Origin of the sequence: Paenibacillus sp. FSL H7-0350, assembly GCF_038593195.1 — a bacterium.
Lineage (GTDB): Bacteria > Bacillota > Bacilli > Paenibacillales > Paenibacillaceae > Paenibacillus_AQ.
The window spans coordinates 6,804,318-6,830,253 of the sequence record NZ_CP151972.1; the positions used below are offsets into that span (position 1 = coordinate 6,804,318).

The following is a 25,936-nucleotide window of genomic DNA, read 5'->3' on the forward strand; positions in this document are numbered from 1 at the left end:
GGACACTTTTTTACCCTCAGAAGTTCACTTATGTACATTCTTATCCTTTTTCTTTTTATTTAGAATGATGAGCAAGACCACAAGATGCATAAGGAAAAAGGGGGCAACATCATGTTAAAACGATTCATGGCATTATCTGCGAGTCTGCTGCTGGTGGGCGGACTGCTGGCCGGCTGCGGCGGAAATAGCAACAATAATACCGCTAACAACACGGGTGGAACAGCTGGAGCAGGCAATACACCAACGGATTCCGCCAAGCCCGTCACCATTAATATGTTCACCGCCTCTCCCGAATACACAGATGCCTTCAATGCTTATATTGCCGAATACAAGAAGGTGAAGCCGAACGTTACGATCAATCTGGAAATCATGCAGGCAGACTACAATACGGTGCTGAAATCCAAGATTGCCGCCGGCAGCACACCGGATGTGTTCCAGACCACGGCAGGCGGGGATATCGATACTTTTGCCGAATACAGCGCTGACTTGACCAATGAGCCGCTGGCCGCCGCGATGACGGATGCCGTCCGCTCCAACATGAGCTCTACCGATGGCAAAGTGCTCGGACTGCCGGTGAAGGGCAACCTGTTCGTCCTGATGTACAACAAGAAGCTGCTGGCGGATGCCGGCATCACTGAAGTGCCTAAGACAACTGCTGAAATGGATGATGCGATCACCAAGCTTGAAGCCAAGGGCATCACCCCCTTCGCCAACGCCTACAAAGAGTGGTGGGTATGGAAGCATATCTTCCAGCACTTCGTAGACGCCGCAGCGACCGATGCCGGAACCGATGCCAAGACGCTCGTAGCGGACTTCATTGCCGGGAAGACGACCTTCAAAGATCATCCGGTGCTGAACGACAACTTCTTCAGCTTCATTGATACAACCGTTAAGCACGGAACAGACAAGCCGCTTGAACGCGACAGCAACGCTGAGGTCAGTGATTTCGCCCTGGGCAAAACAGCATTCATGACCGGTAAAGGCGCGTGGGATGAAGAAGCGATTAAGAAAATTACCCCTGACTTTGACCTCGGCATCGCCGGGTACCCTGTCAGTGACAAACCGGAGCAGTCCCAGATTATCACCGGTGCCGACCAGGCACTGCGGATCAATAAAGATTCTGCGGTAGCAGCGGAAACGATTGAGTTCTTCAATTGGCTGTATACTTCCGATTACGGGAAGAGCTGGTTCTCTAATGTAGCCAAGGTCATTCCTCCGATCAAGGACGCTCCGATGCCTGACCTGCAAATGCCTAAGGAAATGGAAGAAATCCTGAAGACGGAGAAATCCGGCGACCTGTCGGTGAACTACTCCCTGGATACGTTCCACCAGAAATTCGGTGAGCTGATGCAGGCTTATATCGGCGGCAGCAAGACGAAGGATCAGGCGATTGATGAAATTCAGAAGGCTTGGATTCAATTCGGGTCTGCGGAATAAAAATAAGGTTTAATGATGGCCTCTGAGGATTGCTGAGAGGCCATCTTTCTATGTAACACAGATTATTCGGCGGGGGAGGGGGTGTAAGTGGCTGGACGTAACTGCGGTGAATGTTTGGGCCTCCGGCCGCTGTTGTCTCCAGATTTCTTGATTTTACCGCTGATAGCGGTTGAAATCCGGAGACAAAGGCGGACGCTATCGCTCCTTCAACCCAAACTTCACCTCCGTTACTTCGCCACTTACACGAGCACCGCAGGAAATCAGGAGTTACGAATACAAGAGATGGCCTCCTAATCAGGGGAGGTAGAAAAACAGGAAACCAAGTAACCAAGTAACCAAGTAACCAAGAGACCAAGAACAACATCATTTGTAAGGAGGCCAAATCAGACATGGACAGCAGGCTTATAGACATAGCCGAGAACGGGCTTTATCTTACGATTGAAATTTCGGGGGAGCTGGATGTGCGGCTGCTGCATTTTGGCGCAGCGCCGCTGGAAGCAGGGAGCATAGAAGACAAGCATAAGGCAAGCTTCCGGCTGCTGGAGCTGCAGCTGTCGGGGGAAGACCGGGCGGAATATCACGGGCGGACGCACCGCGCGTCTTATCCGGGATTACGGATGGTGTATGTCGGGCATAAGGACACGATGAATCCGCTGGGACGGAAGCTGGAGCTTACGCTGGCTGACCCGCTGACGGGTGTGAAGGCAGTACAGCATTATCAGTTCTATACTGGCGTGCAGATTGTTCGCTCCTGGACAGTGGTACGGAATGAAGGCGATGCGGAAGCGGGTGTGGAGTATCTGTCTTCGTTCGCGCTTACAGGAGTGGACAAGGAGGGCGACGGAGACCGTAACGACAAGATTGAAGTGAGTATTGCTCACAGCGGGTGGCAGAGTGAGCTGCAGTGGAAAAGCTACAGTCTGCCAGAGCTGGGCATGTCCCATCTCGCTGACCGTGGATCGAAGCGGATTGCGGCCAGCAATACCGGGTCTTGGTCAGCGGCTGAGCTGCTGCCAATGGCCGTGCTAAGCAACCAGGAGAGCGGGAGCAGCCTGTTCTGGCAGATTGAACATAACGGCTCCTGGCACTGGGAGCTGACGGATCAGGCAGATCAGCTTACACTGCTGGTCAGCGGGCCTACGGAGCATGACAACCACTGGTGGCTGAAGCTCGCCCCTGGCGAAGCGTTCACCTCTGTGCCGGTGGCCGCAGGTGTAGTAGAGGGTGGGTTCGGAGAGGCGGCTGAGCAGCTAACTGCATACCGGCGGCTGATCCGCAGACCGAATGAGGATAATGAGCGGCTGCGGGTGATTTTCAACGATTACATGAATTGCCTGTGGGGAAGCCCGACCACGGAGAAGCTGCTGCCGCTGATTGATGCTGCTGCCGAAGTCGGCTGTGAATACTTCTGCATCGATGCAGGCTGGTATGCTCCAGGTGAATGGTGGGACGGGGTCGGGGAGTGGGAGCCTTCGGCTGAGCGCTTCCCGGAAGGCATCAAATACGTGCTGGAGGTGATCCGCAGCAAGGGGATGATTCCGGGCCTGTGGCTGGAGCTGGAGGTGATGGGCATCAACAGTCCGAAGCTTGCGGAGACTGACGACAGCTGGTTCTTCATGCGCCATGGCAAGCGGGTCAAGGACCGCAGCCGCTATCAGCTCGATTACCGTAATCCGGCGGTCATCAAGCATGCCGACAGCGTGATTGCCCGGCTGGTCGGGGAATACGGCGTCGGGTATATCAAGATGGACTATAACATCAATGCAGGCATTGGTACGGAGACGGAGGCAGACAGCTTCGGGGACGGCCTTTTGCAGCATAACCGCGCTTATTTGGCTTGGCTCGACAGCATCTTTGCCCGTTATCCGCAGCTGGTGATCGAGAACTGCTCCAGCGGCGGGATGCGGATGGATTACGCCATGCTCAGCCGTCACAGCATCCAGTCCACCAGTGATCAGGAGGATTACGTGAAGTATGCTGCCATTGCCGCAGGCTCTCCGGCTGCACTGACTCCCGAACAATCCGCGGTCTGGTCATATCCGCTGCGCGAAGGCGACGATGAAGAGGTTATTTTCAATATGGTTAACTCGCTGCTGCTTCGCGTCCACCAGAGCGGCCATCTGGCTGAGCTAACGCCAAGACGCCGGGCGCTGGTGAAGGAGGCGCTGGATTATTACAAGTCTATCCGCGCCCACATTCCGCAAGCCTTCGCCTTCTGGCCGCTCGGTCTGCCCGACAGTGGAGGGGAATGGGTCAGCTTCGGCCTGCGTCATAGAGACATCCGCTATATCGCTGTATGGCGAATTGCGGGAGAAGCGGCTGCGGTCACGCTGCCTGTTCCTGAGCTGAGGGGACGCGATGCGGAGGCCCGGTGTACGTATCCTGAGACACACGGATCGCAGTGGAGCTGGAACGCGGAGGAAGGCAGCTTGACCGTTACGCTGCCCGCTGGCAAGACTGCGAGGCTCTTCGAGCTTCGTTCGTAGGGCCAGCTTCGCACACCAAGAAGAGGCTGAACAGCTGGTATGGAGTGTTCTGTATACAAAAAGGGGTATTTCTGCGCCGGAGGATGGCTGCTGAAATACCCCTTTTGCTACCTGATGAAGCTTAGGCTTTTCCGCAACAAACGGCGGGTGTAATAAAAGGACAAGAGAAGGAGGGACGCGAGAACTAAGCTGAAGGGCAAGCTCAGAAAGACCGGGACTGAATAGGACGGGGTCAGATTCATCCCTATGGCACTGACTCCGAAGGTCCGCAGCAAGCCTGCTACAGGAGCGATGATGGCACAGATGAAGCTCCCGGCCAACCAGACGCCCAGCACGGGCAATGCAAACAGGATGACGAATCCTTTTGCCAAATAGTTTAGCAATATAGGCATTGCACCAGCGGAAGAAGATTTCATGTTTGTACCTCCATCGTTATGTATTTATCTGAATAATCTTGCCTATCTGGGAAAGGGGATGAATTGTCAGCGTCTCCCGGTAACGGATCTCCCGGATGGAGCATCCCGGCCCGAGCGTAACATTCTGTCCGCACACGAGGTCTGCCTGCGTCCGGTACAGGGTGAGGTCAGCCCCTTCAATGATCTCACAGCGCAGCTTGCGGAAAGGGCTCAGCGGAATAGGGAGCAACCTTGAGGAGGGCGACACGATAATATCACCTTCAGAGGTCATGTGTCTGATCTTGCACAAGGCCCCCAGCTTGATGCGGATGGTGCCGATGCAGGACAAGCGGTCTATACGTACGCAGCCCTCAGCCTTGAATTCTTCTGCGGCAGCCTCACCGGTAACAGACAGGTATCCATTGGACGTGATGCTCACGCCTCTGAGTTCAGGAACGCGCAGACTGCCGAAGCTGCTCAGCTCCTGCGTATTGCATGACAACCCTATGGAGCATTCTCCTCTAAGCCTCAGGCGCGTTGTGGTCAAGCTCCCGCTGACATGCAGGTGGCCCAGCACTTCCACACGGGAGGCGTCCATATCCCCCCGGCAGATCCGGGAGCCGTTGATTTTAAGAGGTTTGTTGGGCGCAGGTGCCGGGTTCCGTGTAGGCATAGGTTCATTCACCGCCGTTTTATAATATTTAAGTAACTATAATATATATTAAATGAAATATATAATCAATATATTATCAACCGCAACAATCGGGTTTCGCCTGAATCGCAGATCGTACAACAAAAAAACTGCACTTCCCTAAAGGAAATGCAATCAGTGTTTAAAGAATAACGTTAGTATTATTCTAACATTCCGCCCATCAGCTCATCGATTCTCTGGAGGGCCACCGAGATTTTGACGAGGTCAGTCAATGCAAAGGTGTCGAACAGAGAAAGGATGTGCTGTTTGCCTGGTCCGGTGAGAACAATATTGACGACTCTGCGGTCTTCCTTCGTGCGCACTCTCTCGATGTATCCCAGATCCTCCAGCTTATCGCACATGAACGAAGCGGCTCCTGGAGTAATCACTAGCCGCTCTGAAATATCCGTAATATTAAGGGAGCCGGTGAGCTGCAGCAGGAACAACAGCATGATCTGGTTCTGCGAGAGTGATCCTTTCTTGGTAATCCGGTCTATGAACGCCTGCGACTTCTGCTGCACGCTTGCCATATGATCCATGACAGTATAGACGGCTTGTTCTTTCTCTGCTTCTTTGCTCATAGAAACACTCCAATATAGTATATTAAGTAAAATATATAGATTGTATATCTTTATTGTCAAGTAAGGAAGGCAGAGCATAGTTCCAAAGGAGCAGCCGTAAGCTAAGAGCAGAACCGCTTCAGCCAATACCCTAGAGCATTTCGGGCAAAAATAGAATGAAAAGAATAAAATGGAAATAAAACGGTTTCGATTATAGATTTGTCGAAAAAACTCTAATCTTTGTCGAATTTTTTGTCGATAAATATCAAAAGATGTAGAAATAAAATTGACAGGAAAGAAATAGCACTTTACAATGCTATTATAGAGTAATCATTTCTACTTATTAGAAGCTTTGATAGCTTTTAACACCGAATGATGATCCAAGTGTTATTTCAAGGGAGGATGCATAATGATGAAAGCAACAGGTATAGTAAGAAAAGTAGATGAACTGGGACGTATTGTGATTCCGATTGAGCTGCGTAGAACAATGGGAATTGACATAAAGGATCCGCTCGAAATTTTTGTGGACGGCGAAAAGATCATTCTCAGAAAATATGAACCTACTTGCATCTTCTCCGGAAGTGCCGAGAACCTGATCAACTTCAAGGGTAAAATGGTCAGCAAAGATGTTCTCGATGAACTGATTTCAAGCTTCGACAACGTATAAGTTAAGGTTCTGAGGCAGTATGCAGTATGAACAGAAGGGATCGCAGTGTAAGCACGCTATGTGTTTGCACTGCGGTCCCTTTCTGTAATTAGGGGTTCGTAGACAACATCTGCTGCTTCCTATATCATTAGGGCGTGTGACCGAAGAATAATTGGGAAGGGATGATTCACCTCATGAGCAACGAAGAACAGACACAGGCGGGGAACAGACCGCTGCCGAACTTAAACCAGCCGGAAGCCATCGTATTCGATATGGATGGTACGCTGTTCCAGACAGAGAGCCTGTTATTGCCCGCCTATCATAAAATGTTTGATATCCTGCGGGAAGAAGGCCTGCATTCCGGCCCGACTCCGCCGGAGGAGCGCATCCTGGGCAGTCTAGGCATGCTGCTTGCGGATATCTGGAAGAACGTAATGCCGGAAGCGGATGAGGCCGTACACCGCCGGGCGGATGAACTGCTCCTGCAGCTTGAGATTGAGGGGCTGGAAGCCGGAGGGACGGTCCTGTACCCTAAGGTAGTCGAGACGCTGCGTGCGCTGCACGCGCGCGGAGTGAAGCTGTTCGTAGCCAGCAACGGGCTGGAGGATTATATCCATAGCATTGTAGTTGTGCACGAGCTGAAGGACCTGTTCGAGGGGCTGTATAGCGCAGGCGGCTCGGGTACGGCAACCAAGACCGAGCTGCTCGGCCTTCTGCTGGACAATCACAAGATCGGCAGCGCCTGGATGGTCGGGGACCGTTCCTCCGATGTACAGGCGGGCAAGGGCAACGGACAGACCGTCATCGGCTGCGCCTATGCCGGCTTCGGGCGGCAGGATGAGCTGAAGGGTTCGGATGTCATTATCTCATCGTTCGATGAATTGATTGCTCTATATGATAACAGCGTTGCAGCTGACCTGTAATCCGGCGTACCTGGAATAAGCAGGGAGTAAGCTAGGAGTGAGCTAGGAGTGAGCTTTACTACTGGGAAGAAACTTTAATAAGGTAGGCAATGTGTCAGCCTTCGCCCGCACGTTTAGGAGGGCGAAGGCGGTTTTTTCTGTTAAGCGTTCAATTCCTGCACATTATACAACATGCTTGACGCTGAGATGGAAATTATCGGGAAATGTTGTACAAAAGGCAGGATTACTTCGCATTTGAGCAACTTTGCGTTAAGATTCCTGCATTTCTTGCAACAATTCTGCCGCACACCCCAGTATTTAGATAGCCAAGTTGCATTTCCTGCAACACTTTCAGTTTGTCTTCAGCGTCTGAACCGCACCGCACCCCTCACCGCACCCCTCACCGATCTACTCTACTTAACAGACCTACTCTGCTGTTCGGAGGAGTTGCTAACCTCAACATTACAGAAACCAATCGGATAATCCTTCTACCGGCTCGTAATAACATACATAAGTGTTTTGGATCACTGGGCGCAGCAGGCCTTTACGGACTAACTCCTGCAGTTGTTTACGCGCTGTCCGAAAGCTCACATCGTATTGGAGCATCACATCTTTGGGGCGTAAGCCCTTCTTTTGACTCCAGGATAGTCTTAGGATCTCTCGTTCCAGCGGTGAGAGAGACTGCCCGGACGGGTTGCGGAGCAAGGCGGGAGTAATGACCATTTGCAGCAGCATCCGGCAGATTTCCGGGCGGTTCTGTACATCATCGAAGGAGAAATGGATGATTCTCCAGCCCATTCCGCTCAAGAATGTATCACGGTTAAGCGAGTAACTGAATTTCTGCCGGTCCATATCCTTCACATGACTCTGGTAACCGTCACACTCCAGACCGAATTTTCCGTAGGAGGGGAGAAAGGCAACATCCAGAAATTGTGATTTGCGGTTCCAGTCATAGATTTCATATTCAGGATGCAGGTCATCCAGGTTGCCGAATAGCGGCCACCAGACATTGCGCAGCATCAGTTTCTCAGCATACTGGTGCCCCCGTGAGAGACGCCCTCTGCGCTCCCCTGTTCGGACAGTTAGATGCCGGTCCAATAGCAATTGATGCGCTTTTTCAAACTCCATATGTATTCCCTCCTTCATGTTAACAAAAAAAGAACGCCCCTCTGCCAGCGATGGCTTGGGACGTTCTTCGTCTGAGCTAATTATACGCCGGCATATGGACAGGCGGCAATAAATGGTTTTTCGATGTCTGTCCATTACCCGTTTAATCGTTATCTATAGCAGCCGCCAAGAGGATATTTCCTCCCAGATCGTTTATACTGAGTTTAAATACATAACGTAATTTAGGATCTGCACAAGCAAGTGCAGAGATGGAGGTTTGTCCGATTGGAATTATTTGAGTATATTTTGTTGATGCTGGCAGCTGTGTCGCTGTCTAATCTGGTGAACCGGTTCATCCCCTCGCTCTCCGTGCCGATTATTCAGATTGTGCTGGGTATGGCCTTGACCTGGCTGCCCCTGCATTTCGAGCTGGAGCTGAACCCGGAGCTGTTCCTGCTATTATTCATTGCCCCCTTGCTGTTCAATGACGGCAGACTTGCCGATAAAGTGGCCTTATGGAAGCTGAAAAAGCCGATATTGCTGCTGGCGCTGGGACTGGTTTTTCTAACGGTAGGGGTGCTGGGATATTTCCTGCACTGGCTGTTGCCGGTATTGCCCCTGGCGGCTGCGTTTGCGCTGGCGGCGGCACTGGCCCCTACGGATGCGATTGCTGTAGGCGCATTAGAGCAAAAAGTGAAAATCCCCCATCAGACGATGCAGATACTCGAAGGAGAATCGTTAATTAACGATGCTTCGGGTCTGGTGTCCTTTCAATTTGCAGTTGCGGCTATGGTCACAGGAGCATTCTCTTTCAAAACGGCCAGTCTGAGCTTTATTGGCATCTCGTTAGGCGGTGTGGTGCTGGGCCTTGTGCTGACGTTCATTAAATACGGGATCGTGCGGTGGCTGCGCAGGCTCGGGATGGAGAATGTCACGCTACATATGCTGATTGAGATCCTGACGCCGTTTGCTATTTTTATGGCCGCTGAGGAGCTGGGCGTCAATGGCATTCTGGCAGTGGTCAGTGCAGGGATCGCGCATTCCTTCAGCTACAAGCAGATGAATCCTGAGGTAGCCAAGCTGAGCGTCGTGTCCAAAAGTACCTGGGCGGTCATTATCTTTGTCCTGAACGGTCTGGTGTTCCTGCTGCTCGGTACCCAACTGCCGGAGATTATTAAGACCGTCTGGAACAACCCGGATATAGGGAATGTCCAGGTTATCCTGTATACCCTGCTATTAACCGCTGCTGTCCTCGGTCTGAGGCTGGTCTGGATGCTGGTCATGGATATTCCCGAAGGGGAGGAGACGCGGGGACCCTGGAAGCTGGAGTTCAGGAAGGCGCTCATTCTCACGCTGTCGGGGGTTCGAGGTACGATTACCCTGGCGAGTACGATGTCACTCCCGTTTTTCCTGGATGACGGCTCCTACTTCCCCGCGAGAGACCTGATTATTTTCCTGGCGGCGGGTGTTATTCTCTGGACTCTGCTGGCGTCTAACTTCCTGCTGCCGCTGCTACTTGGCTCCGATCATGAAGCGGAGCATAATGCCGAGGAGGCTGAGGCCAAAATCGAAATTCTGCGCAATGTAGTTGCCGGACTGCAGGAGCAGGCTACAGATCAGTCCCAGTCCCGGATGGCTTTGAATCATTTGACCGGAACCTACAATGCCAGAATCCGCCTGCTGAAGAAGAAGGATGACGCTGAGGAAATGGAACGGCAGCTTGGGGTGACAGCACTCAAGTGGCAGCGGGAATACATCATGCATGCGCTCAAGCAGCACGAAGTGAACCCGTACACGGCCTACCGCTATCTGAACCGGCTGAACCGGCAGCTGTTCATATACACCCGTGATCCGCAGTACAAGAACGACCTGATTCCGTTCAAAAGCTGGGAAGAAATTACCGGTGTCATTCAGCAGGTCCGCTTAAACGCGCAGGAGCGGCGTGAGGAATCGAACCGGCTGCAGTCCGGGATTTTTGCTTACGTTCTTGAACAGCTGAGAGAGCTGCAGAATACGGGGGAGATGGAGCCTGAGGTCATTAGCTCCCTGATTCTTCGTTATGAGCGGGGTCGGCTAAGACTGACCCGGCAGGAGTCTCTCTCTGCTACGAAGCGGGAGTTCGAAGAGTCGCTGCACGAGTTGTCACGCGCGGGCATTCAGCTAGAGCGTGATAACATTCAGCTGATGTTCGAGGCCGGACGGATCTCCAGAGCTAGCATGAAGGAAATGAAACGTGATATTCTGTTCATGGAGCATGATCTGCGGGAAGAAATGGGCTGAATTCCATCTACAAGGAGATGAATCTTACATGAACAATAAAATAGTAGCGGGCACCTGTGCGGTTATTGCAGCGCTGGGAATCTACCTGTATTCGGGTAGCGGTGAACGGAAGACAACGGAGGTTGCTACAACTCCGGGCAGCAGCCAGGACATCAAGCAAATGGTGGCTGACTTCAGCTCACGCACCTTGACGGCGGAGTCCGCTTCGATTACCTCAACCCAGCTGATCGTGGACAGCGGCGGTTCTAACGAAGCAGTCTACAGGCTGCCGGAGGATGAGTTCTTTCTGTCGGTTGCCCCTTATGTGCAGAATACACATCCCTGTGCGACCCACAGCCTGACCGGCTGTCAGGGAGAGATGGTCGAACAATCTTTCGGGGTAACAGTCGTAGACGAGGACGGTAAGGAGATCATGAACCAGACCGTCAAGTCCCAGCCGAACGGCTTCATCGACCTATGGCTGCCGCGTGATCAGAACTATAAGATGACCATTACTCATGACGGCAAAGAGGCCAAGTCCGAGATTTCCACTTTTGAGAGTGATGATACCTGTCTTACGAGTATGCAATTGAGTTAAAGGACCTAATGTGCAGACAATCATTAACTCACACGAAGAACGTCCCAAGCCGCCAACTGGCTGAGGGGCGTTTTTGTGCAAATCCTGTTAACGTTCCATTCACACTACTCTGATAATCTCTATAAGTGTTAGGTGGTTGAAATTCAACCTTCAATATAAAGATGATGCGGAGGATAATAATGTTAATATCTATGAAAAACAGGCTGATCGCTACTCTGGCAATATTGGCTGTGCTGGGATTAGCTACAGGCCTTATATTTCCCGGGAAACATGCCAAGGCGGAGACGGGGAAAGCCGTTTCACCGGGTTCCCGGATGGAAGCGCCCGCCAAGCTTGAGGATACGGCAGGTCTGACTGCTTTTGTGGATGGGATGATGGAAGAGTATATGAACCGGCTGCAAATTCCGGGAGCGGTTATCTCCGTCGTCAAGGACGGCAGGATTATTTTGGCCAAGGGGTATGGCAGCTCTAATCTGGAACAAGCGCTACCGGTTGATCCTGCAACCAGCATGTTCCGAATCGCTTCAACGACCAAGCTGTTTACCTGGACAGCGGTGATGCAATTGGTAGAGCAGGGGAGGATTGATCTGGACACGGACATTAACACCTATCTGAAATCCGTGAAGATTCCTGCCACTAATCCTGAGCCCGTCACCATGCGTCATTTGATGACCCATACCGCAGGCTTTGAGGAGGGCGGAGTCGGTTACCAGATCACCACTGATCCTGCCGAATTGCCCGGGTCCATCTCGGAAACGCTCAATAAGCATATGCTCGCCCGGATCAGACCGCCCGGTGTGATGAGTTCCTATTCTAACTACGGAGCCACCCTTGCAGGTATGATTGTGGAGGATGTCAGTGGAATTCCTTATAATGATTATATTCAGAAGTATATTTTCGATCCGCTGGACATGAAATATTCGACGGTTGTGGAGCCTCTGCCGAAGTCATTCATCCCTTACCAAGTGGTAGGGTACAATAGTGAGACCGGCAGCTTTATTCCTGGCACACCTACGTTCGAGGGCGGCTTTCGTCCTGCCGGCTCGGCTACCGTATCCGCTGTAGACATGGCGCACTTCATGATTGCGCATCTGCAGAACGGGAAATACGGCGAACAGCAGCTTTTGAAGCCCGCAACCGCAGAGCGGATGCATTCAACAGCATTCCAATTTGATAAGCGCCTGCCGGGTGTAGCACTCGGATTCGCAGAGAAGCGGGTGAACGGGGTAACATTAATCTCGCATGGCGGCTCCGATCCCATGTTCAATACAGAATTCTATCTTGCACCTGCCAAGCAATTGGGTATTTTCTTATCCTACAATGGCGGTCAAGGCAGCGAAGCTGCGTCCAATCTGCTCCAGGCCTTCTTCAACCGTTATTATCCTGCTCCGGAGGTGGAGCAGCCGGAGTTCGCCGCTTCTGCGGAATCTGTGCAGAAATATGCCGGCTCCTATCAATTTACACGCCACAACAGCAGTGATATTGACAAGTTCTTCAATTTTTTTGCCCAGCTGAATGTTTCGATTGCGGGTAATAAGTTATCCTTGGGAAGCGGCAGTGAACAACAGCTGTATAGAGAAATTAGTCCTAACCTGTTCCAGCTTGAGGGAGGGACCGATCAGATCGGCTTCCGTACGGATGAGTCTGGCAAGGTTACTCATATGTTCCTGGACATGGCCCCGGATATGCCGCTGGAGCGGACGCCGCTCTTGGATCAGAGTAAGTTTTGGCTTATCGTCGTTGGGGTCTTGGCAGTCCTTTTCATCGCCGCATTGCTTGGACCAATCCTCTTCAATCGCAGGTTCAAGGCAATGACGCTCGCAGAAAAGCGGGCCGTCCGATTATCTGCAGGAACTGCCGGTTGGGCGCTGTTATCTTTTATTACTCTGTTCATGGTAGTGATGTCCATGGACACGATGCAGAAGTTTACCAGTATCAGTCCTTTGCTGTCTCTCAGTTTGGGGATGCCAATCCTTTTGGCGGGCTTGACCTTAGCGTTGCTGGTCTCGACTATACAGGTTTGGAGAAATAAGTATTGGACCGCCATTAGGCGGGTGCATTATACGTTAGTGACGCTTTCGGCTGTCGTGCTGATGATCTTCTTCTATCATTGGAATCTGCTCGGCTGGCAGTTTGGATAACGCTTAAGAGAGAAGGGTGATCGTGGCTACTATACTTATCGCGGATGATGATGACAATATCCGGAAGCTGATGTCTCTATATCTGCGCAAGGAAGGGTTCGACCTCAGAGAAGCCAGTGACGGCACTAAGGCCTTATCCATAATCGAGGACACACAGATCGATCTTGTCATCCTGGATATTATGATGCCCGGACTGAATGGCTGGGAGCTGTGCAGGGAAATCAGGCGTTCGGATGCCAATCTCCCCCTCCTCATGGTGACGGCCAAAGCGGAGTCTGCCCACAAGATTAAAGGGTTTCAGCTCGGAACGGACGATTACCTGACCAAGCCGTTTGATCCGGTTGAACTGGTCATGCGGGTAAAAGCGCTGCTCAAACGCTCGCTGGTCGTTACTTCCCAGTCCGTGCAGCTTGGCAATGTGGTGCTTAACCGCCGGACTTTTCAGGTTACACGCGGTGAAGTGCCGGTCTCGCTGCCTTTGAAGGAATTTGATCTTCTGTTTCTGCTGGTCAGCCACCCCAGGCAGATCTTCACCAGAGAACAGCTAATTCAGCAAATCTGGGGGCTCAATTATGAAGGGGACGGCCGGACTGTAGATGTGCATATCAGCCGGCTGAGGGAGAAATTCAGCGGCAATGGCGAGGGTTTTCAAATCGAAACCGCCCGGGGTCTCGGATACCGCCTGATCCCTGAGCCATGATCAAAACCCTGTATATTCGGATCATTCTCACGTTTCTCGGCATTATTGTCTTTAGTCTGATCTGTTCCTTTTTCATTGGTTTGTATATATTTCAGAAGCAGATAAGCTATGAGGGACAGAACGAGATGTTCACAGTGGGCAGGGAGATTATTCACCGCTATGATGACGCCAAGCCTACAGATACGGACGAGTTCCTGAATAGTATGGTTAAGGTATCCGCACATCCTATTCACCTGTACCATCCTTCGGGAGAACATACCTTTTACGGGCTATCGGATAGTCCGGCTGTGACCATCACCCCAGAGGCTGTCCGGCAAGTATTGCAGGGCAAGGTCTATCGTTCCTCCACAGAAGATAATGATACGTTCATCGGAATGCCCTTTATGCTCAAGGGGGAGTGGCATGCGATGTTCCTTCAGTACTCTGCCGAGAACGAAAATATCGTCAACCGATTGGTTCTTTTCGTGCTGCTGCTTGTGCTTGTGCTGGGCAGTGTATGTATTGTTGTGGCTGCCAGATACCTGGTAGAGCCGATCAAGGCTTTGACCAACGCCACCAGAAGACTGGCCAAGGGTGATTTCGAAGTGGATCTTCCGAGGAACCGTGTGGATGAGATCGGGGAGCTGACACAGAGCTATGTGGAGATGGCGGGAGAACTGAAGCAGCTGGAGCAGATGAGGCAGGATTTCGTCTCCAATGTCTCCCATGAAATTCAGACACCGCTGACCTCTATATCCGGTTTTGCCAAGGCGCTGCAGAACAATGATTTGATTGCGGAGGAAGAGCGTAAGGAGTATCTGGATATCATCATTGCGGAGAGTGGGCGTCTGTCACGGCTAAGTGATAATTTGCTGAAGCTTGCTTCTCTGGATTCCGAGCATCACCCCTTCGCGGCAGTCTCCTTCCGGCTTGACGAGCAGATCAGAACAATCGTGGTGACCTGTGAGCCGCAATGGTCCGCCCGGAGCATCGTTATCGATCTGGAGCTGCCGGAAGCTGTTCATATTATAGGGGATGAAGACCAGTTGAAGCAGGTATGGATGAATCTGCTCGGCAACAGCATCAAGTTCACGCCTGAAGGCGGGAAGATCCGCATCCGTATAGACAGCAGTGCAGCGGAAGTTGCAATCACTATCAGTGATAATGGCATCGGAATATCCCCGGAAGAGTGGGGCGCCGTATTCGAAAGATTCTATACAGTAGACAAGTCGCGCAATGGAAGTAACAACGGGAACGGTCTGGGGCTGGCTATTGTTAAAAAAATCATCTCCCTGCATCAAGGCAGTATCGAGGTAGACGGTGCGGCCAAAGAGGGAACAACGATTATCGTCAGGTTGCCCGCACGCCAGCCATAATGAAATCCTTGAATTGCCGGTCCGCTGCCCGGTCTTCCTCCGTCACGGCACCGCCCCGCTGATGGGATAGAATAACGGCTTTTTGTAAATACATGAAATACAGGTGGGTGGACTTCTGCAGAAGATCCAGCCACTTTTTTTGATACTCTGGAGCCGCCGCTGCGGTCTCAAGGTTTATGTACCGGGAGTACCAGACCTCCATAGCTCTCTTGAAATCAGGCAACTCCGCCGGATCTTTGGACAGGGTGCTATAATACACTCCAAAAATCGCATCATAATAGATCAACGCCTCCTCATGCTCTCTAAGCGCGAGATATTGATCCAGAATCTTCTCCAGGGAGGGAACTGGCAGGGCAAAATCAAAATCAAACAGCAGCCTGCCAAACATCCGCTCCAGATTATCCACATAGAGCTCAGCGGCTAAATCTTCCTTGTCCTTATAATGAAGGTATAACGTTCGGCGGGAGACACCGGCTTGTCCGGCAATCCGCGTCATATCCGTTCGTTCGATTCCCTGAGCACAGAACAGGCCCAGCGCGGCCTCCTTAATGAGCCCTTTGGTCATTTGCATTTGCTTTTCACGTAAATTCAATGATCTTCTCTCCTGTCTACCTGCGAAAATATTGCTGCTGGTCCTACTCCTGCGCGGTTGCCTGCGTCTCCAGAAACTTGCTGCCTACCGAATAGCGCTTCTGCTGATTGACCGCATCCCCCAGCCACTTCACAAGCTTCACACCATCCTGCTCCGCCTGATAAAAGGTCTCCCGGGTGGCAAAAGTATGCGGGGTCGTCCCGTTCTCAGCATTCAGCCCGTAATCCGTCAGATAGTAATAATAATTAGGAACCGTTGCAGCTAGAGCAGCTACCGACTGCCGCATTTCCTCTGACCATGCCTTAATAAGACTCTGGTTCCGTGGGCCATTGTAGTCGTTGATCTTGTTCTGGAAGTGGATTAGAATCTCATCATACACGGAATAGGATTGTAATAATACTGTACCCGCTGGCAGTAGCCGGCCATTTGCGCGAAAAGCAGCCCCGATGACATCTGCCTCCGGCGAATACCCGAAGCTTGCAGTGAAATCCGAGTTCCATTCCTGCTCCATCACCTGCGGCCACTTGTTTGACTTCAGGAATGAGCTGTCCGCATATTGGAAGATCTCAGCATCCCGGTAATGTGAAGCAATCTCGGGCGCCCAGAAGGCTGACCCGAATCCCCCCGCACTTTCGCCTGCAATCAGCAGCTTATCGGGCTTAGCTACGTTCGCATAGATCCAGTCAAGGCTGCTGCGCACATTAGTACGCCCGTTATACCGCATAGTGAAGGTGCTCCCGTCCTCCCGCGGATACGTAGCAGTGCGGTTACCAATGTGGAAGTCGCCTGTGGAATAAGGGAGGTAGACCACATTCCAGCCGTGAAAAGGATTATCCGGGTTGTCCGTATCCATCATCCCGCCCAGCAAAGTTAGCATATAGAACGGAATATCAGCGAAATAGTTGCCTGTATCTCCGCCTTTCATAAAGTTCATAAGCTTAATAGGATGTGCAGCGCTCCGGGCATCCCAGCTGACACCGCCACCGGAAAAAAAGATGATCCAGTTGTTGCTCTCACCGCTCTTCGTCCACATGAAATACTCCGATCCATCACTGGAAACGGTATTCCCGCCCAGCTTCACCTTATTCCACTCGTATGGCTTCACTTCTGCGATGACAGGGGTTGTAGTGACCGGTCTTTGGATTACAAAAGCGTTGACCGCAAGAACAGCAATCCCAATCAGGCTCATTAGCCCTATCCCTGTGATTAACGTGATTCGCTTCATTTTTCGCATATCATCGCTCCTTTAATTGGAGTATACAGTGGGTATATTGGTTATACAAGGTGTGTAATTTGAAAATCGAAAAGTTCTTTAGTCCAACATCCTAAATAAAGTATTTTATGATAGTATTATCGACATGAGAAAACTAGGTGCATTTTCAATTTTATCCCTAGTTCTAGGTCTCGTGCTGCTGTCCGTGGTTGGCTGTAGCAATAACCAGAACATTCGTGGGGAACAGACAGATGAGCAGACCGCCGCCGGTTATATTGAAGCGCTAGGCTATACCATCGTTGCCTCTGAAGGCGAGACGTCAAGATATACACTGGAGCCGCAAAGGCTTGAGAGCCTGGAAGATATGCAGTTCTGGGCAGTACAAGAGGAAGAAGCCAGTACCTACTTCGGGAAGGAGATCACAACCTATCCATTCATAGTGAAGAATCATCCCCTGGAGCAGCAATATCCCCCAGATCAATACAAAATTTCTGTGAATGTTATGATCGCCGATCATGAAGTTATAGGCGGCAGCTCTGCGCCGCTAAGCACAACCAAGAATCTTGTAGTCGCAGGCGGTGAGTATTCAATTGAAGGGAAGACACTGGAAGAGATCAAGGGGTTGGAGTATTCGCAGTGGCTTAAGCATTGGAAGGAGACGTATGGCCCCGAAGTAAGCGTAAGCGGATATATTCCAATAAATGAATTAAAGAGCTTATCTGAAAAAGCGACCTCACTGCATTGGAATGATTTTGACAAGTATGTCTTCGAGGATATCGGCTCAGGAGTGTATATCAGAAAGTACGAGATCGAAGGGGAAGGGCAGTTGTTAGTTAGAGGGAAAAGTCTGGAGAAACCGCCTGAGCAAATTACTATGATTGATGCAGACGGTAAGGAGCGGGAATTTAATCCTGAGAGTTTGAGCGAACAGCTTAAGTAAAGTGAAAAGTGAAAAGCTCAATGAAGGGCGATGAAAGATGAAAGCGTTACAAACGATACTCCAAGCCATTCTCTACGTGCTGCTGGTTATTGGACTACACTTAATCCTGATTTATTATCTGGAAATAAAAATGGAGAGATGGGGAACTGCATTATTAGCAGAAACCATTAGGGTGTACATCATACCGCTGATATTATGTAGTGTAAATGCTATTATAATTTCACGCAATCGGCGAATAAAGTACAAAATCAACTGGTTTTTAGTAACTATGTTATACAGTTTATCTTAACGCCCTATTATCTGTTTAAAATGAGAAAAGAGAAAATGGGAGGTTTATGCGATAATGAACAGGGATGAATTATTTTCTCATGTCCAAAAATTTTCTGAAGACCAGTACTCCAATGAACACCGCTTGAATGCAAGGATACAGCTATATCAATATTGTGAGCATAAGGTGGATTGGCATGAATGGGTATTTGAGCATTTGGGACTTACCGAGGGTCTAAAGATTGCAGAAATCGGTTGCGGAACCGGTGTGTTGTGGGCGAAAAAACTGAGAGAAGTTCCGCTTAGATCAGAAATTGTCTTGACTGATGCCTCGAGAGGGATGATAGAAACGGCAAAAGGGAATATTCATGATCCGCTAGAGCGGTTTCAATATGAAATCGTAGATGCAGAGAAGATGCCTTGGCCGGACCATTCATTTGAGGTTTTGATTGCGAATCACCTGCTGTACCATTTTCAGGACCACAAGAAGATTTTCTCTGAAATCAACCGTGTATTGGTTCCTAATGGAACGGCCTATGCCTCAACTGTAAGCGCGAACAATTATAGAGAACTATTGCAGCTGATACTGGAGTTTGACGGCAGGCTGTCTTTCTTTAACGAAGCCGTGCAAAACTTCAACCTGGAGAATGGCCAGGATATCCTCAGCAAATATTTTAAGGTAACAGCCCAATACGTATTACAAAATGATATTGTCATACAATCGGCTGCGCCGCTCATTTTATATGTGGCATCCTATTTTAGCGAAGACCAATTACGTATCCTAACGGGCAGGTTCAATGAACTCTGCGATTATTTACAAGAAACTCTTGAACGTTCGGGAGCAATGCGTATCACCAATCGAAATGTTCTATTTCAATATCAAAGAGTTTAAGGTCTTGTGCTACTTTTGCTTGTTATTTGTTTTGGGACCACCGTTCTTTTGTTTTTCATTGCAGCTTGGCTTGTCGAAGCAAAATTTTAGCAGGGCAGGTGAATTAATGTGGAACCTCATATGCTCATTGCTGCACAAGGTTTAGCAGATGTGCTTCAGCGGGGAAAGATCCTTCATTTGGAGCAAGGGTCTATGACAGAAGACGAACGCGGGTGGTCTGGTGCGGAAGTGCGCCGGGTAGGAGTTACTTATGCAGATGGTCAACGGGGAAGTATGATCTTTAAAGAAGTTGTCCTGAAAGAACGTATGGCTATGAAAAGGTTAACTGACCAAGGCCACCGGAACACGCCAGCAGCCTTTTCTGCGGACACTCAGACAGATGAGCCTAAGTGGATGGCGATGGAGGATTTGGGGAGAATCAAGATGGCTCCGCTGGGTCCAAATTGGACACCGAGGGTTGCAGAGGCACTGGCTAGAATCCATGCCCGTAATTTGCGTAGAGGTTCTGAGATGTCTTGGCTTCCCCGCGCTGACCGTAAGTATTGGGAGGATTATGTGATTACGACATTGTCTGTGGATCATTTTGAAGCGCTCACTGTACAAAACCCGGATTTTAGCCGGGAATTTGGCGCTTATCTGCCATTACTGCGTGAGAAAGCCAGCATTTTTGCGCGTGATATGGCGGCTTTATACAGGGAGAAGGAGAGTCTGACCCTTACGCATGGTGATTTACAGCCAGCAGATGGTTCACATGTCCGTGATTATAATGGAGAGCTGTATATCATTGATTTCGGGTGGTGTCATTATGCCCCTTTTTATATCGATCTGGTCAGTTATTTCAACCTTGAGGATTCCAAAATGTATTACAACGCACTCCTCTCAAACGGTGTATCTCTTAGCTTTGCTGATTTTTACGAAAGATTGAGGGCAGCCTTTCGTTACAGCGGGCTGATCTATTTGTACCCCAGTATCAGACAATGGTCTTCCGGTCCTACGGAACTAACGGGCAAGCGTCTGCTTCAGATGTTGAAAATTGTACTTACCGGCGAATTTCCTGAACGTAAGATAGATTACTCTAGCCAACTCTTCTCAAAGCTGCTTAAGGAGCATAACAACGGTACACTTCATCTATGTATTCAAGCGGATTAAACTCATTTCATTAGTTCAACAGGATAGTCAGGAGCAGGATGATTTTGAAGCTCGGCTTCTGTTCCTACAAAAAAGCGCTGCACCATAGGCCCCTCGATTTTACCGGAATTACTAACCGACTCGCCGTTGCCTATAGTGTGACGGTGGATCATTTGATCGGTATCTAATTTTTGCTGCTTATTTTGTTCATCATAGTAGTAAAATTCTTTAAACCCCTCTTGATTGTAAATAATTTGCACCCATCCCACATAATTGTTTGGAATAAGATAAATATTTGGATTGCGTTTATAAGTGCTGCAGAATGCAAGGACCAATAATAGCAATGGTATCAGGAGCAGAAGTGTCTTTTTCAATTTTTCTACCTCCGGAATTTAACATTAATATACAAGATTAATAGGGGGAAACCGATAATTATAAGTGGAGGAAAAGATTTCAATTTAACCCTATTAATAGGTTGATGTGTAACCTCGCCAAAGGAGAATACCATGATAATGAGTTTATTTTTTGTTGCCTTAAGCGCAGTCATGGGTGTAGGTATTTGGTTTTTAGTTATAGGGATTGCCTTTTCTATTGGTGGTGGCAATCTATTTACAGTAACTCATTATGATTCATTGTTTTTTTACGCTACCCTTTTGTTGTTATGTATTATAGCCTATCTTTTTTTTGCAAAGCACCTAATAGAAAAAGAACTACCCCTTTTGCTTGCTATTTGTTTTGGGACCACCGTTCTTTTCTTTTTCATTACACCTTGGCTTGCCGAAGCAAAATCATCAGTACAGCGGGAACTTTCTAACATTAGCTATTCGACTCATGAACAGTTTATGGAAAAAGTTGAGGTTATGATAGACCAAGAAAAACTGCCGTATTCAGTTAATGTTGAAAAGAGCAGGGAGAGATTCAAGGATATAAGAAGTATTAACATTATTGTATTGAATAAAGCTTCCTATAAAGATATTTCTATAAACGATATGGAAAGATTACTCGGTATAACCTATGGAGAAAGGGTTAGGATAGGGATTTTAAATGAAAGTTATGAAAAGCTGATGATAGATTTGATATTAGACATAGATAAAAGTCTTAGTTACTGTGAACCTTATAAAATATGCGAGGACTTAGGGTTAGAGATTAAATAATCCATTACATAAAAGATGGTATTTATAACGGAATTTGTCAAGATGCTCTGCAACCACCTCCATGGCAGCATCCTGAATAATTATTACCGTTTCACACCAGTGGATAATGTGTTCCGATTAGAGGATTATGGCAAACATAAGGGTAACTATATTACCTAATTGTGAGGTGTGAATTAATTGAAAAAGTTTTTTATTTTAAGCATAAAAGCGATTTTACAAGTGATCTTTATTGTGTTTTTTCATTTATTTATTATTCGTTTTTTGAATCTGAAATCAGAAGCATGGGAGGAAGAGGCGGTACGACAAGCATATATTGTTTCTTTCGTTCTAATTCTCCTCTTGTATGCAACCTGCATGATTTCATTAATAACAAAGAAGATTAGATATAACCTAATATGGCTTTGCATAAGCACAATCCCTAGTGTTAGTCTTCTAATACTTTTTTATAACAGTAAAGAATATGAACCTACTGAAAATAATTTTATAGATTTGAATTTTGACAGTGGTTTTTTTGAATTAGTAATTATCATTCCTTTTATATACATTGTAGTACAAATAGTTTTTATTTTTGTGCTATGGGTGATCAATTATTTGAAAAGATATACATAATTAAGGAGAGAAACTGACAAAAACCATAAAGGGAAAATATTAAATTTAAACCATATATTATTAAGTGTATGATATTAGGATATTGAGAATGAAAAATGGAAATGTGTTTTCTTGAAAGGTGGATCATATGCAAAAGTTTATTACTCATATCCTCAGAGCATTATTTCATACTTTAATAATTGTTTTGATACATCTTCTAATTGTTTACCTTCTTAATCTCCGTATTGAAGGTTGGAATCATGAGATATTGGGGCAAATAATAAGAGCTTATGCCCTTCCTGTGAGCCTTATGCTTTTTAATCATACTATTTATTTTAAAGACAATATATTGAAATATAAGAAGATATGGTTTTTTGTTAATCTATTTCCTACGCTATTACTATTAATAATTTTTAAAGTGACTGTTGATAATTCGAGTTCGGATTTTTTATCAGGTTACCAGTTTCAATTAATTGCATTATTACCTAAAATATTTATATTCATTCAATTTATTCTTTTTTTTGTTTGGAAAGTTGAGCGTAGTAATGATCAAGATAGATACTAAATAAATAATCTGTACTCAACCCAAATAATTGTTTGGAATCAGATAAATATTTGGATTGCGTTTATTAGTGCTGCAGAATGCAAGGACCAATAATAACAACAACGGTATCAGTAGGAAAAGTGTCTTTTTCAATTTTTCTACCTCCGGAATTTGATTAAGAATGAAAAAATCTAATACAATGGTTAGGTTTTACTATTCATTTTAGTGTTCAAGTTTCCCATAGTTACATTAAAAGGATTTTTAGAATTTAAGTTCAAAAAGTGGAAATTTAATTTTTGGAAAAATGGGGTGAATCAAATTTGAGCAATAGATTCCGTACGAGGGTAAGGGCAATTTCACAAGTTATTTTAGTGATATTTTTACATTTAAGTGTAATTTTTTTTCTGAAATTAAGATTAGAAAATTGGGAGAAAGCTGATATACAACAAGTAGTTATAGTTTATTCGGTTCTAGTAATTATATTATACGTAACTTGTGTGAAGTCATTAGTGACTGGAAAAAAAGATATAACTTATTTTGGTTTTTAATAAGTACTATTCCAAGTATTAGTTTGTTGTTTCTTCTACATAAAAATAAGGTGAATGACGCTCCTGAATATGGTTTTGTATATTTGAAATTTGACAGTGATTTTTTTGGATTAGTTCTTGTATTTCCTTTTATTTACTTTGTGATTCAATTAACTCTACTTGTAGCGCTATGGATATTAAAATATCCGAAAGAGTGATAATTGATTATTATGCCACCCTTAGCCATGAGAATGATGCTGCATATTTTCAAAATCGTTCACTAAAATGCTGATTTAAATGTAGGCAATTACATGTTGCACTAAAATTCGGAAAAATGTAAACGACAAGCGCCTCTCTGTCATATACGGAGGGGCACTTGTCATTTATATAATTAACAACCCCTACTCCTCAACCACCTTAGAAGAACTAGGCGTGTTCTTATTCTTATACACCCACATCGCGTACTCCAACGGGCGAACCAGCGCTTTGCGGTAGATGCTGTTGTCGCCGGAGCGGGCGGCGCCCACCCGGCCGGCCATGTCGGTGAACTCCCAGTTGCCCTGGCCGTTCTTCTGCACCAGCATCCGGTAGTCATGGAACCGGCCGCTGGGCAGCCGCAGCGGGATGCCCTGCTGCACAAGGAATTTGCCGCCCAGACACCACTGGCGGACGATGGTCTCCAGCCGGTTCAGCGACACCTTGCGCGGGGCGATGATCTGGCGGCTCTGGCGGCGTCCCTGGATATCGAAGAGGGACTTGCCTTCTCGCTGGCGTTCGATCCGCAGGATGCCGCGCCCCCCGGTGCCGTTGATCGGCTTCACATAGACAACGGGACTGGATTTCAGCATCCGGTACAGATCGGCAGAGGACTGGTAGAGCAGCGTCTCCGGCAAGTGTTATAAAAGGCGGTAATACAAGTTATAGGGAAATATCAAATGTGATATTTTATTACCTTCTCCTCTATTCCTTGAGATTTTCTCATAAAAAGCACCGCCTACTATTCACTTCATCCTTTGAATTCTCGATAATCACATTAAAGGGATATTAATCTTTTTTATTCAAATTAATGGATTTTAGGTTTTGTAAGTGCTTACATATTACGGGGATGATCTCAATTAAGGACTTTGATATTAAACAAGCTTTGTCTAAAAGTAAATAAGAAGGCGCGGGTGATGAAATGTGAGAGCATTAAAAACAATACTCCAAGCCATTCTCTATGTACTGTTGGCTATTGGACTACAGCTATTCTTAATTTATTTTCTAAGGATAAGAATAGAGGGTTGGGGAATTAAGCTATTGAATTTTTCAATAAAGATGTACCTTGTGCCACTTTCTTTACTTTTAGTTAATTCGTTTTTATATGTAAGAACACGGAGAATAAATTATCATATCACCTGGTTTCTATTAACTGTTTTACCGAGTTCTTTATTAATTTTATTTTCCAAAGCAATACAAAGGAGCGGAGAGTATGAGCAAGCAGTGGTTGAGATTAAATTCTTTCCTGAATATCAGGTGGAAATGCTCATTCTGCTCCCATTTAGCATTTTTATATTTCAGTTCATTTTGATCTTGTATTATTTGATTAAAGTAAGAAAAGAAGATGTTAATTTGAAATAATGAGGGGTTATTACAATGAAAAGAATTTTCGGAATGGTCAGAAATATGTTATTTGACATTGAATAAAGTGTACTTTTAGCGATTATTAAAGACAATTCCAAGAGACGTGGATGGATTGTAAAATCTGCGCATAAAAAGAACCCCCTCAGATCCAGAGGGGGTTCTTTGCTATCAAATAAAACCCCTACTCCTCAACCACCTTAGAAGAACTAGGCGTGTTCTTATTCTTATACACCCACATCGCGTACTCCAACGGGCGGACCAGCGCCTTGCGGTAGGTGCTGTTGTCGCCGGAGCGGGCGAAGACCTCGCGGGCAGGCTTGGGGTTGACCTCCAGCACGTAGATCTTGCCCTCGCGGTCGATGGCCAGATCCAGGGCCAGCTCGCAGAGGGCGCCGAAGCTGTCTTCGAGATAGGCGGCCGCCTCGATCCCCAGCTTCTCGGCAGCACGCATGGCCTTGTCGGCACGTTCTTCGCTGCCGAGCCACTGCTTCAGCAGCGTCTCTGCCTTCATGGCATGACCGCCGCCATGGAGATTCGAGGTGACGCTGCGGGCGGCGCCCACCCGGCCGGCCATACCGGTGAACTCCCAGTCGCCCTGGCCATTCTTCTGCACCAGCATCCGGTAGTCGTGGAACCGGCCGCTGGGCAGCCGCAGCGGGATGCCCTGCTGCACGAGGAATTTACCGCCGATGCACCACTGGCGCACGATGGTCTCCAGCCGGTTCAGCGACACCTTGCGCGGGGCGATGATCTGGCGGCTCTGGCGGCGTCCCTGGATATCGAAGAGAGACTTGCCTTCACGCTGACGCTCGATCCGCAGGATGCCGCGTCCCCCGGTGCCGTTGATCGGCTTGACGTAGACGACGGGGCTTACTTTCAGCATCCGGTGCAGATCGGCAGAGGACTGGTAGAGCAGCGTCTCCGGCATATGGGGCCGGAAGCGGCTCCGCTGGGAGAAGGTCTGGTGCACCGTCCATTTATTGCGCAGCGGGCGGTTCAGGAAGGTCAGATGGTCGTACCGCGCGCGGAAGCGCAGCAGCTGCTGGAAGCGCTGGCTGCGCTGAATCCGGCAGCGGTCATAGATCATATTCGGGAAGGAGCGCCATTTGCGCGACCATACTCCGCTTTTGACATCATAGACCATGGCATGAATCTGGTCCTTGCTTACATGTACATCTGCCGGGGTGAACACAT

22 protein-coding genes are annotated in these 25,936 nt (G+C 48.0%); 14 read left to right on the plus strand and 8 right to left on the minus strand.

Going from position 1 to position 25,936, the window contains the following annotated elements:
• The first annotated feature begins 111 nt into the window (after window positions 1-111).
• From NYE24_RS30445 to NYE24_RS30455, 3 genes are all read left to right on the plus strand, one after another.
• Entirely contained in the window at window positions 112-1,437 is a 1,326-nt protein-coding gene (locus NYE24_RS30445; RefSeq protein ID WP_036692881.1) for an extracellular solute-binding protein, read from the plus strand.
• 389 nt (window positions 1,438-1,826) lie between these two features.
• Window positions 1,827-3,923, plus strand: a complete 2,097-nt coding sequence (locus NYE24_RS30450) for an alpha-galactosidase (protein ID WP_342477380.1) — start codon at window positions 1,827-1,829, stop codon at window positions 3,921-3,923.
• A 246-nt stretch (window positions 3,924-4,169) separates the two neighbouring features.
• The gene (locus NYE24_RS30455; RefSeq protein ID WP_342477381.1) at window positions 4,170-4,298 is read left to right on the plus strand and encodes a hypothetical protein; all 129 of its coding nucleotides are present in this window, start codon (window positions 4,170-4,172) and stop codon (window positions 4,296-4,298) included.
• 57 nt (window positions 4,299-4,355) lie between these two features.
• On the opposite strand, the gene NYE24_RS30460 is transcribed toward NYE24_RS30455, so the two are convergent.
• Together NYE24_RS30460 and NYE24_RS30465 are read right to left on the minus strand one after the other, a co-directional pair.
• Entirely contained in the window at window positions 4,356-4,991 is a 636-nt protein-coding gene (locus NYE24_RS30460) for a hypothetical protein (protein WP_143804241.1), read from the minus strand.
• A 179-nt stretch (window positions 4,992-5,170) separates the two neighbouring features.
• Window positions 5,171-5,590 (minus strand): MarR family transcriptional regulator, encoded by a 420-nt coding sequence (locus tag NYE24_RS30465; protein ID WP_342477382.1) that lies wholly within the window; start codon window positions 5,588-5,590, stop codon window positions 5,171-5,173.
• Window positions 5,591-5,978: 388 nt separating this feature from the next.
• On the opposite strand from NYE24_RS30465, the gene NYE24_RS30470 reads away from it, so the two are divergent.
• Both NYE24_RS30470 and NYE24_RS30475 read left to right on the plus strand, forming a co-directional pair.
• Complete coding sequence (locus NYE24_RS30470; protein ID WP_036692891.1) at window positions 5,979-6,236, plus strand: AbrB/MazE/SpoVT family DNA-binding domain-containing protein; 258 nt, start codon at window positions 5,979-5,981, stop codon at window positions 6,234-6,236.
• A gap of 173 nt (window positions 6,237-6,409) precedes the next feature.
• Window positions 6,410-7,138 (plus strand): HAD family hydrolase, encoded by a 729-nt coding sequence (locus tag NYE24_RS30475; RefSeq protein WP_076155026.1) that lies wholly within the window; start codon window positions 6,410-6,412, stop codon window positions 7,136-7,138.
• A gap of 441 nt (window positions 7,139-7,579) precedes the next feature.
• Here the strand turns inward: NYE24_RS30475 and NYE24_RS30480 are convergent, their stop codons facing one another.
• Window positions 7,580-8,245, minus strand: a complete 666-nt coding sequence (locus NYE24_RS30480) for a hypothetical protein (protein WP_342477383.1) — start codon at window positions 8,243-8,245, stop codon at window positions 7,580-7,582.
• A gap of 264 nt (window positions 8,246-8,509) precedes the next feature.
• On the opposite strand from NYE24_RS30480, the gene NYE24_RS30485 reads away from it, so the two are divergent.
• The 5 genes from NYE24_RS30485 (at window position 8,510) to NYE24_RS30505 (ending at window position 15,277) form a co-directional block, all read left to right on the plus strand.
• The gene (locus NYE24_RS30485) at window positions 8,510-10,504 is read left to right on the plus strand and encodes a Na+/H+ antiporter (RefSeq protein WP_036692894.1); all 1,995 of its coding nucleotides are present in this window, start codon (window positions 8,510-8,512) and stop codon (window positions 10,502-10,504) included.
• Between the two features lie 28 nt (window positions 10,505-10,532).
• Complete coding sequence (locus NYE24_RS30490) at window positions 10,533-11,081, plus strand: CueP family metal-binding protein (RefSeq protein ID WP_076155021.1); 549 nt, start codon at window positions 10,533-10,535, stop codon at window positions 11,079-11,081.
• A gap of 191 nt (window positions 11,082-11,272) precedes the next feature.
• Window positions 11,273-13,222 (plus strand): serine hydrolase domain-containing protein, encoded by a 1,950-nt coding sequence (locus NYE24_RS30495; RefSeq protein WP_342477384.1) that lies wholly within the window; start codon window positions 11,273-11,275, stop codon window positions 13,220-13,222.
• Between the two features lie 22 nt (window positions 13,223-13,244).
• A complete protein-coding gene (locus NYE24_RS30500) occupies window positions 13,245-13,922 on the plus strand; it encodes a response regulator transcription factor (protein ID WP_036692899.1) in 678 nt (225 codons plus the stop codon).
• Window positions 13,919-15,277, plus strand: coding sequence for a HAMP domain-containing sensor histidine kinase (locus NYE24_RS30505; RefSeq protein WP_342477385.1), 1,359 nt, complete (start codon window positions 13,919-13,921; stop codon window positions 15,275-15,277). The genes NYE24_RS30500 and NYE24_RS30505 overlap by 4 nt, the downstream gene beginning before the upstream one ends.
• On the opposite strand, the gene NYE24_RS30510 is transcribed toward NYE24_RS30505, so the two are convergent.
• Together NYE24_RS30510 and NYE24_RS30515 are read right to left on the minus strand one after the other, a co-directional pair.
• Entirely contained in the window at window positions 15,252-15,869 is a 618-nt protein-coding gene (locus NYE24_RS30510) for a TetR family transcriptional regulator (protein ID WP_342477386.1), read from the minus strand. The genes NYE24_RS30505 and NYE24_RS30510 overlap by 26 nt on opposite strands.
• A 43-nt stretch (window positions 15,870-15,912) precedes the next feature.
• Complete coding sequence (locus tag NYE24_RS30515; RefSeq protein ID WP_342477387.1) at window positions 15,913-17,103, minus strand: pectin acetylesterase-family hydrolase; 1,191 nt, start codon at window positions 17,101-17,103, stop codon at window positions 15,913-15,915.
• Between the two features lie 172 nt (window positions 17,104-17,275).
• Here NYE24_RS30515 and NYE24_RS30520 point away from each other — a divergent pair, with 172 nt between their 5' ends.
• The 3 genes from NYE24_RS30520 to NYE24_RS30530 all read left to right on the plus strand — a co-directional run bounded on the left by NYE24_RS30520 (window position 17,276) and on the right by NYE24_RS30530 (window position 20,330).
• Window positions 17,276-18,022, plus strand: coding sequence for a hypothetical protein (locus tag NYE24_RS30520; protein ID WP_051493289.1), 747 nt, complete (start codon window positions 17,276-17,278; stop codon window positions 18,020-18,022).
• Between the two features lie 343 nt (window positions 18,023-18,365).
• Window positions 18,366-19,181 carry a class I SAM-dependent methyltransferase gene (locus NYE24_RS30525; protein WP_342477388.1) on the plus strand — a complete coding sequence of 272 codons (816 nt, stop codon included), beginning with the start codon at window positions 18,366-18,368 and terminating at the stop codon, window positions 19,179-19,181.
• Between the two features lie 192 nt (window positions 19,182-19,373).
• The gene (locus tag NYE24_RS30530) at window positions 19,374-20,330 is read left to right on the plus strand and encodes a phosphotransferase (RefSeq protein WP_342477389.1); all 957 of its coding nucleotides are present in this window, start codon (window positions 19,374-19,376) and stop codon (window positions 20,328-20,330) included.
• A gap of 2 nt (window positions 20,331-20,332) precedes the next feature.
• On the opposite strand, the gene NYE24_RS30535 is transcribed toward NYE24_RS30530, so the two are convergent.
• Window positions 20,333-20,683, minus strand: coding sequence for a hypothetical protein (locus NYE24_RS30535; protein ID WP_342477390.1), 351 nt, complete (start codon window positions 20,681-20,683; stop codon window positions 20,333-20,335).
• Between the two features lie 138 nt (window positions 20,684-20,821).
• Between NYE24_RS30535 and NYE24_RS30540 the strand changes: the two genes are divergently transcribed.
• Window positions 20,822-21,463: a hypothetical protein gene (locus tag NYE24_RS30540; RefSeq protein WP_342477391.1), complete on the plus strand. Its 642-nt coding sequence runs from the start codon at window positions 20,822-20,824 to the stop codon at window positions 21,461-21,463.
• 2,060 nt (window positions 21,464-23,523) lie between these two features.
• Here NYE24_RS30540 and NYE24_RS30545 read toward each other — a convergent pair.
• Together NYE24_RS30545 and NYE24_RS30550 are read right to left on the minus strand one after the other, a co-directional pair.
• Window positions 23,524-24,015, minus strand: a complete 492-nt coding sequence (locus NYE24_RS30545; RefSeq protein WP_076154991.1) for a YheC/YheD family protein — start codon at window positions 24,013-24,015, stop codon at window positions 23,524-23,526.
• Between the two features lie 908 nt (window positions 24,016-24,923).
• The gene (locus tag NYE24_RS30550; RefSeq protein ID WP_342477392.1) at window positions 24,924-25,934 is read right to left on the minus strand and encodes a YheC/YheD family protein; all 1,011 of its coding nucleotides are present in this window, start codon (window positions 25,932-25,934) and stop codon (window positions 24,924-24,926) included.
• Window positions 25,935-25,936 lie beyond the last annotated feature (2 nt).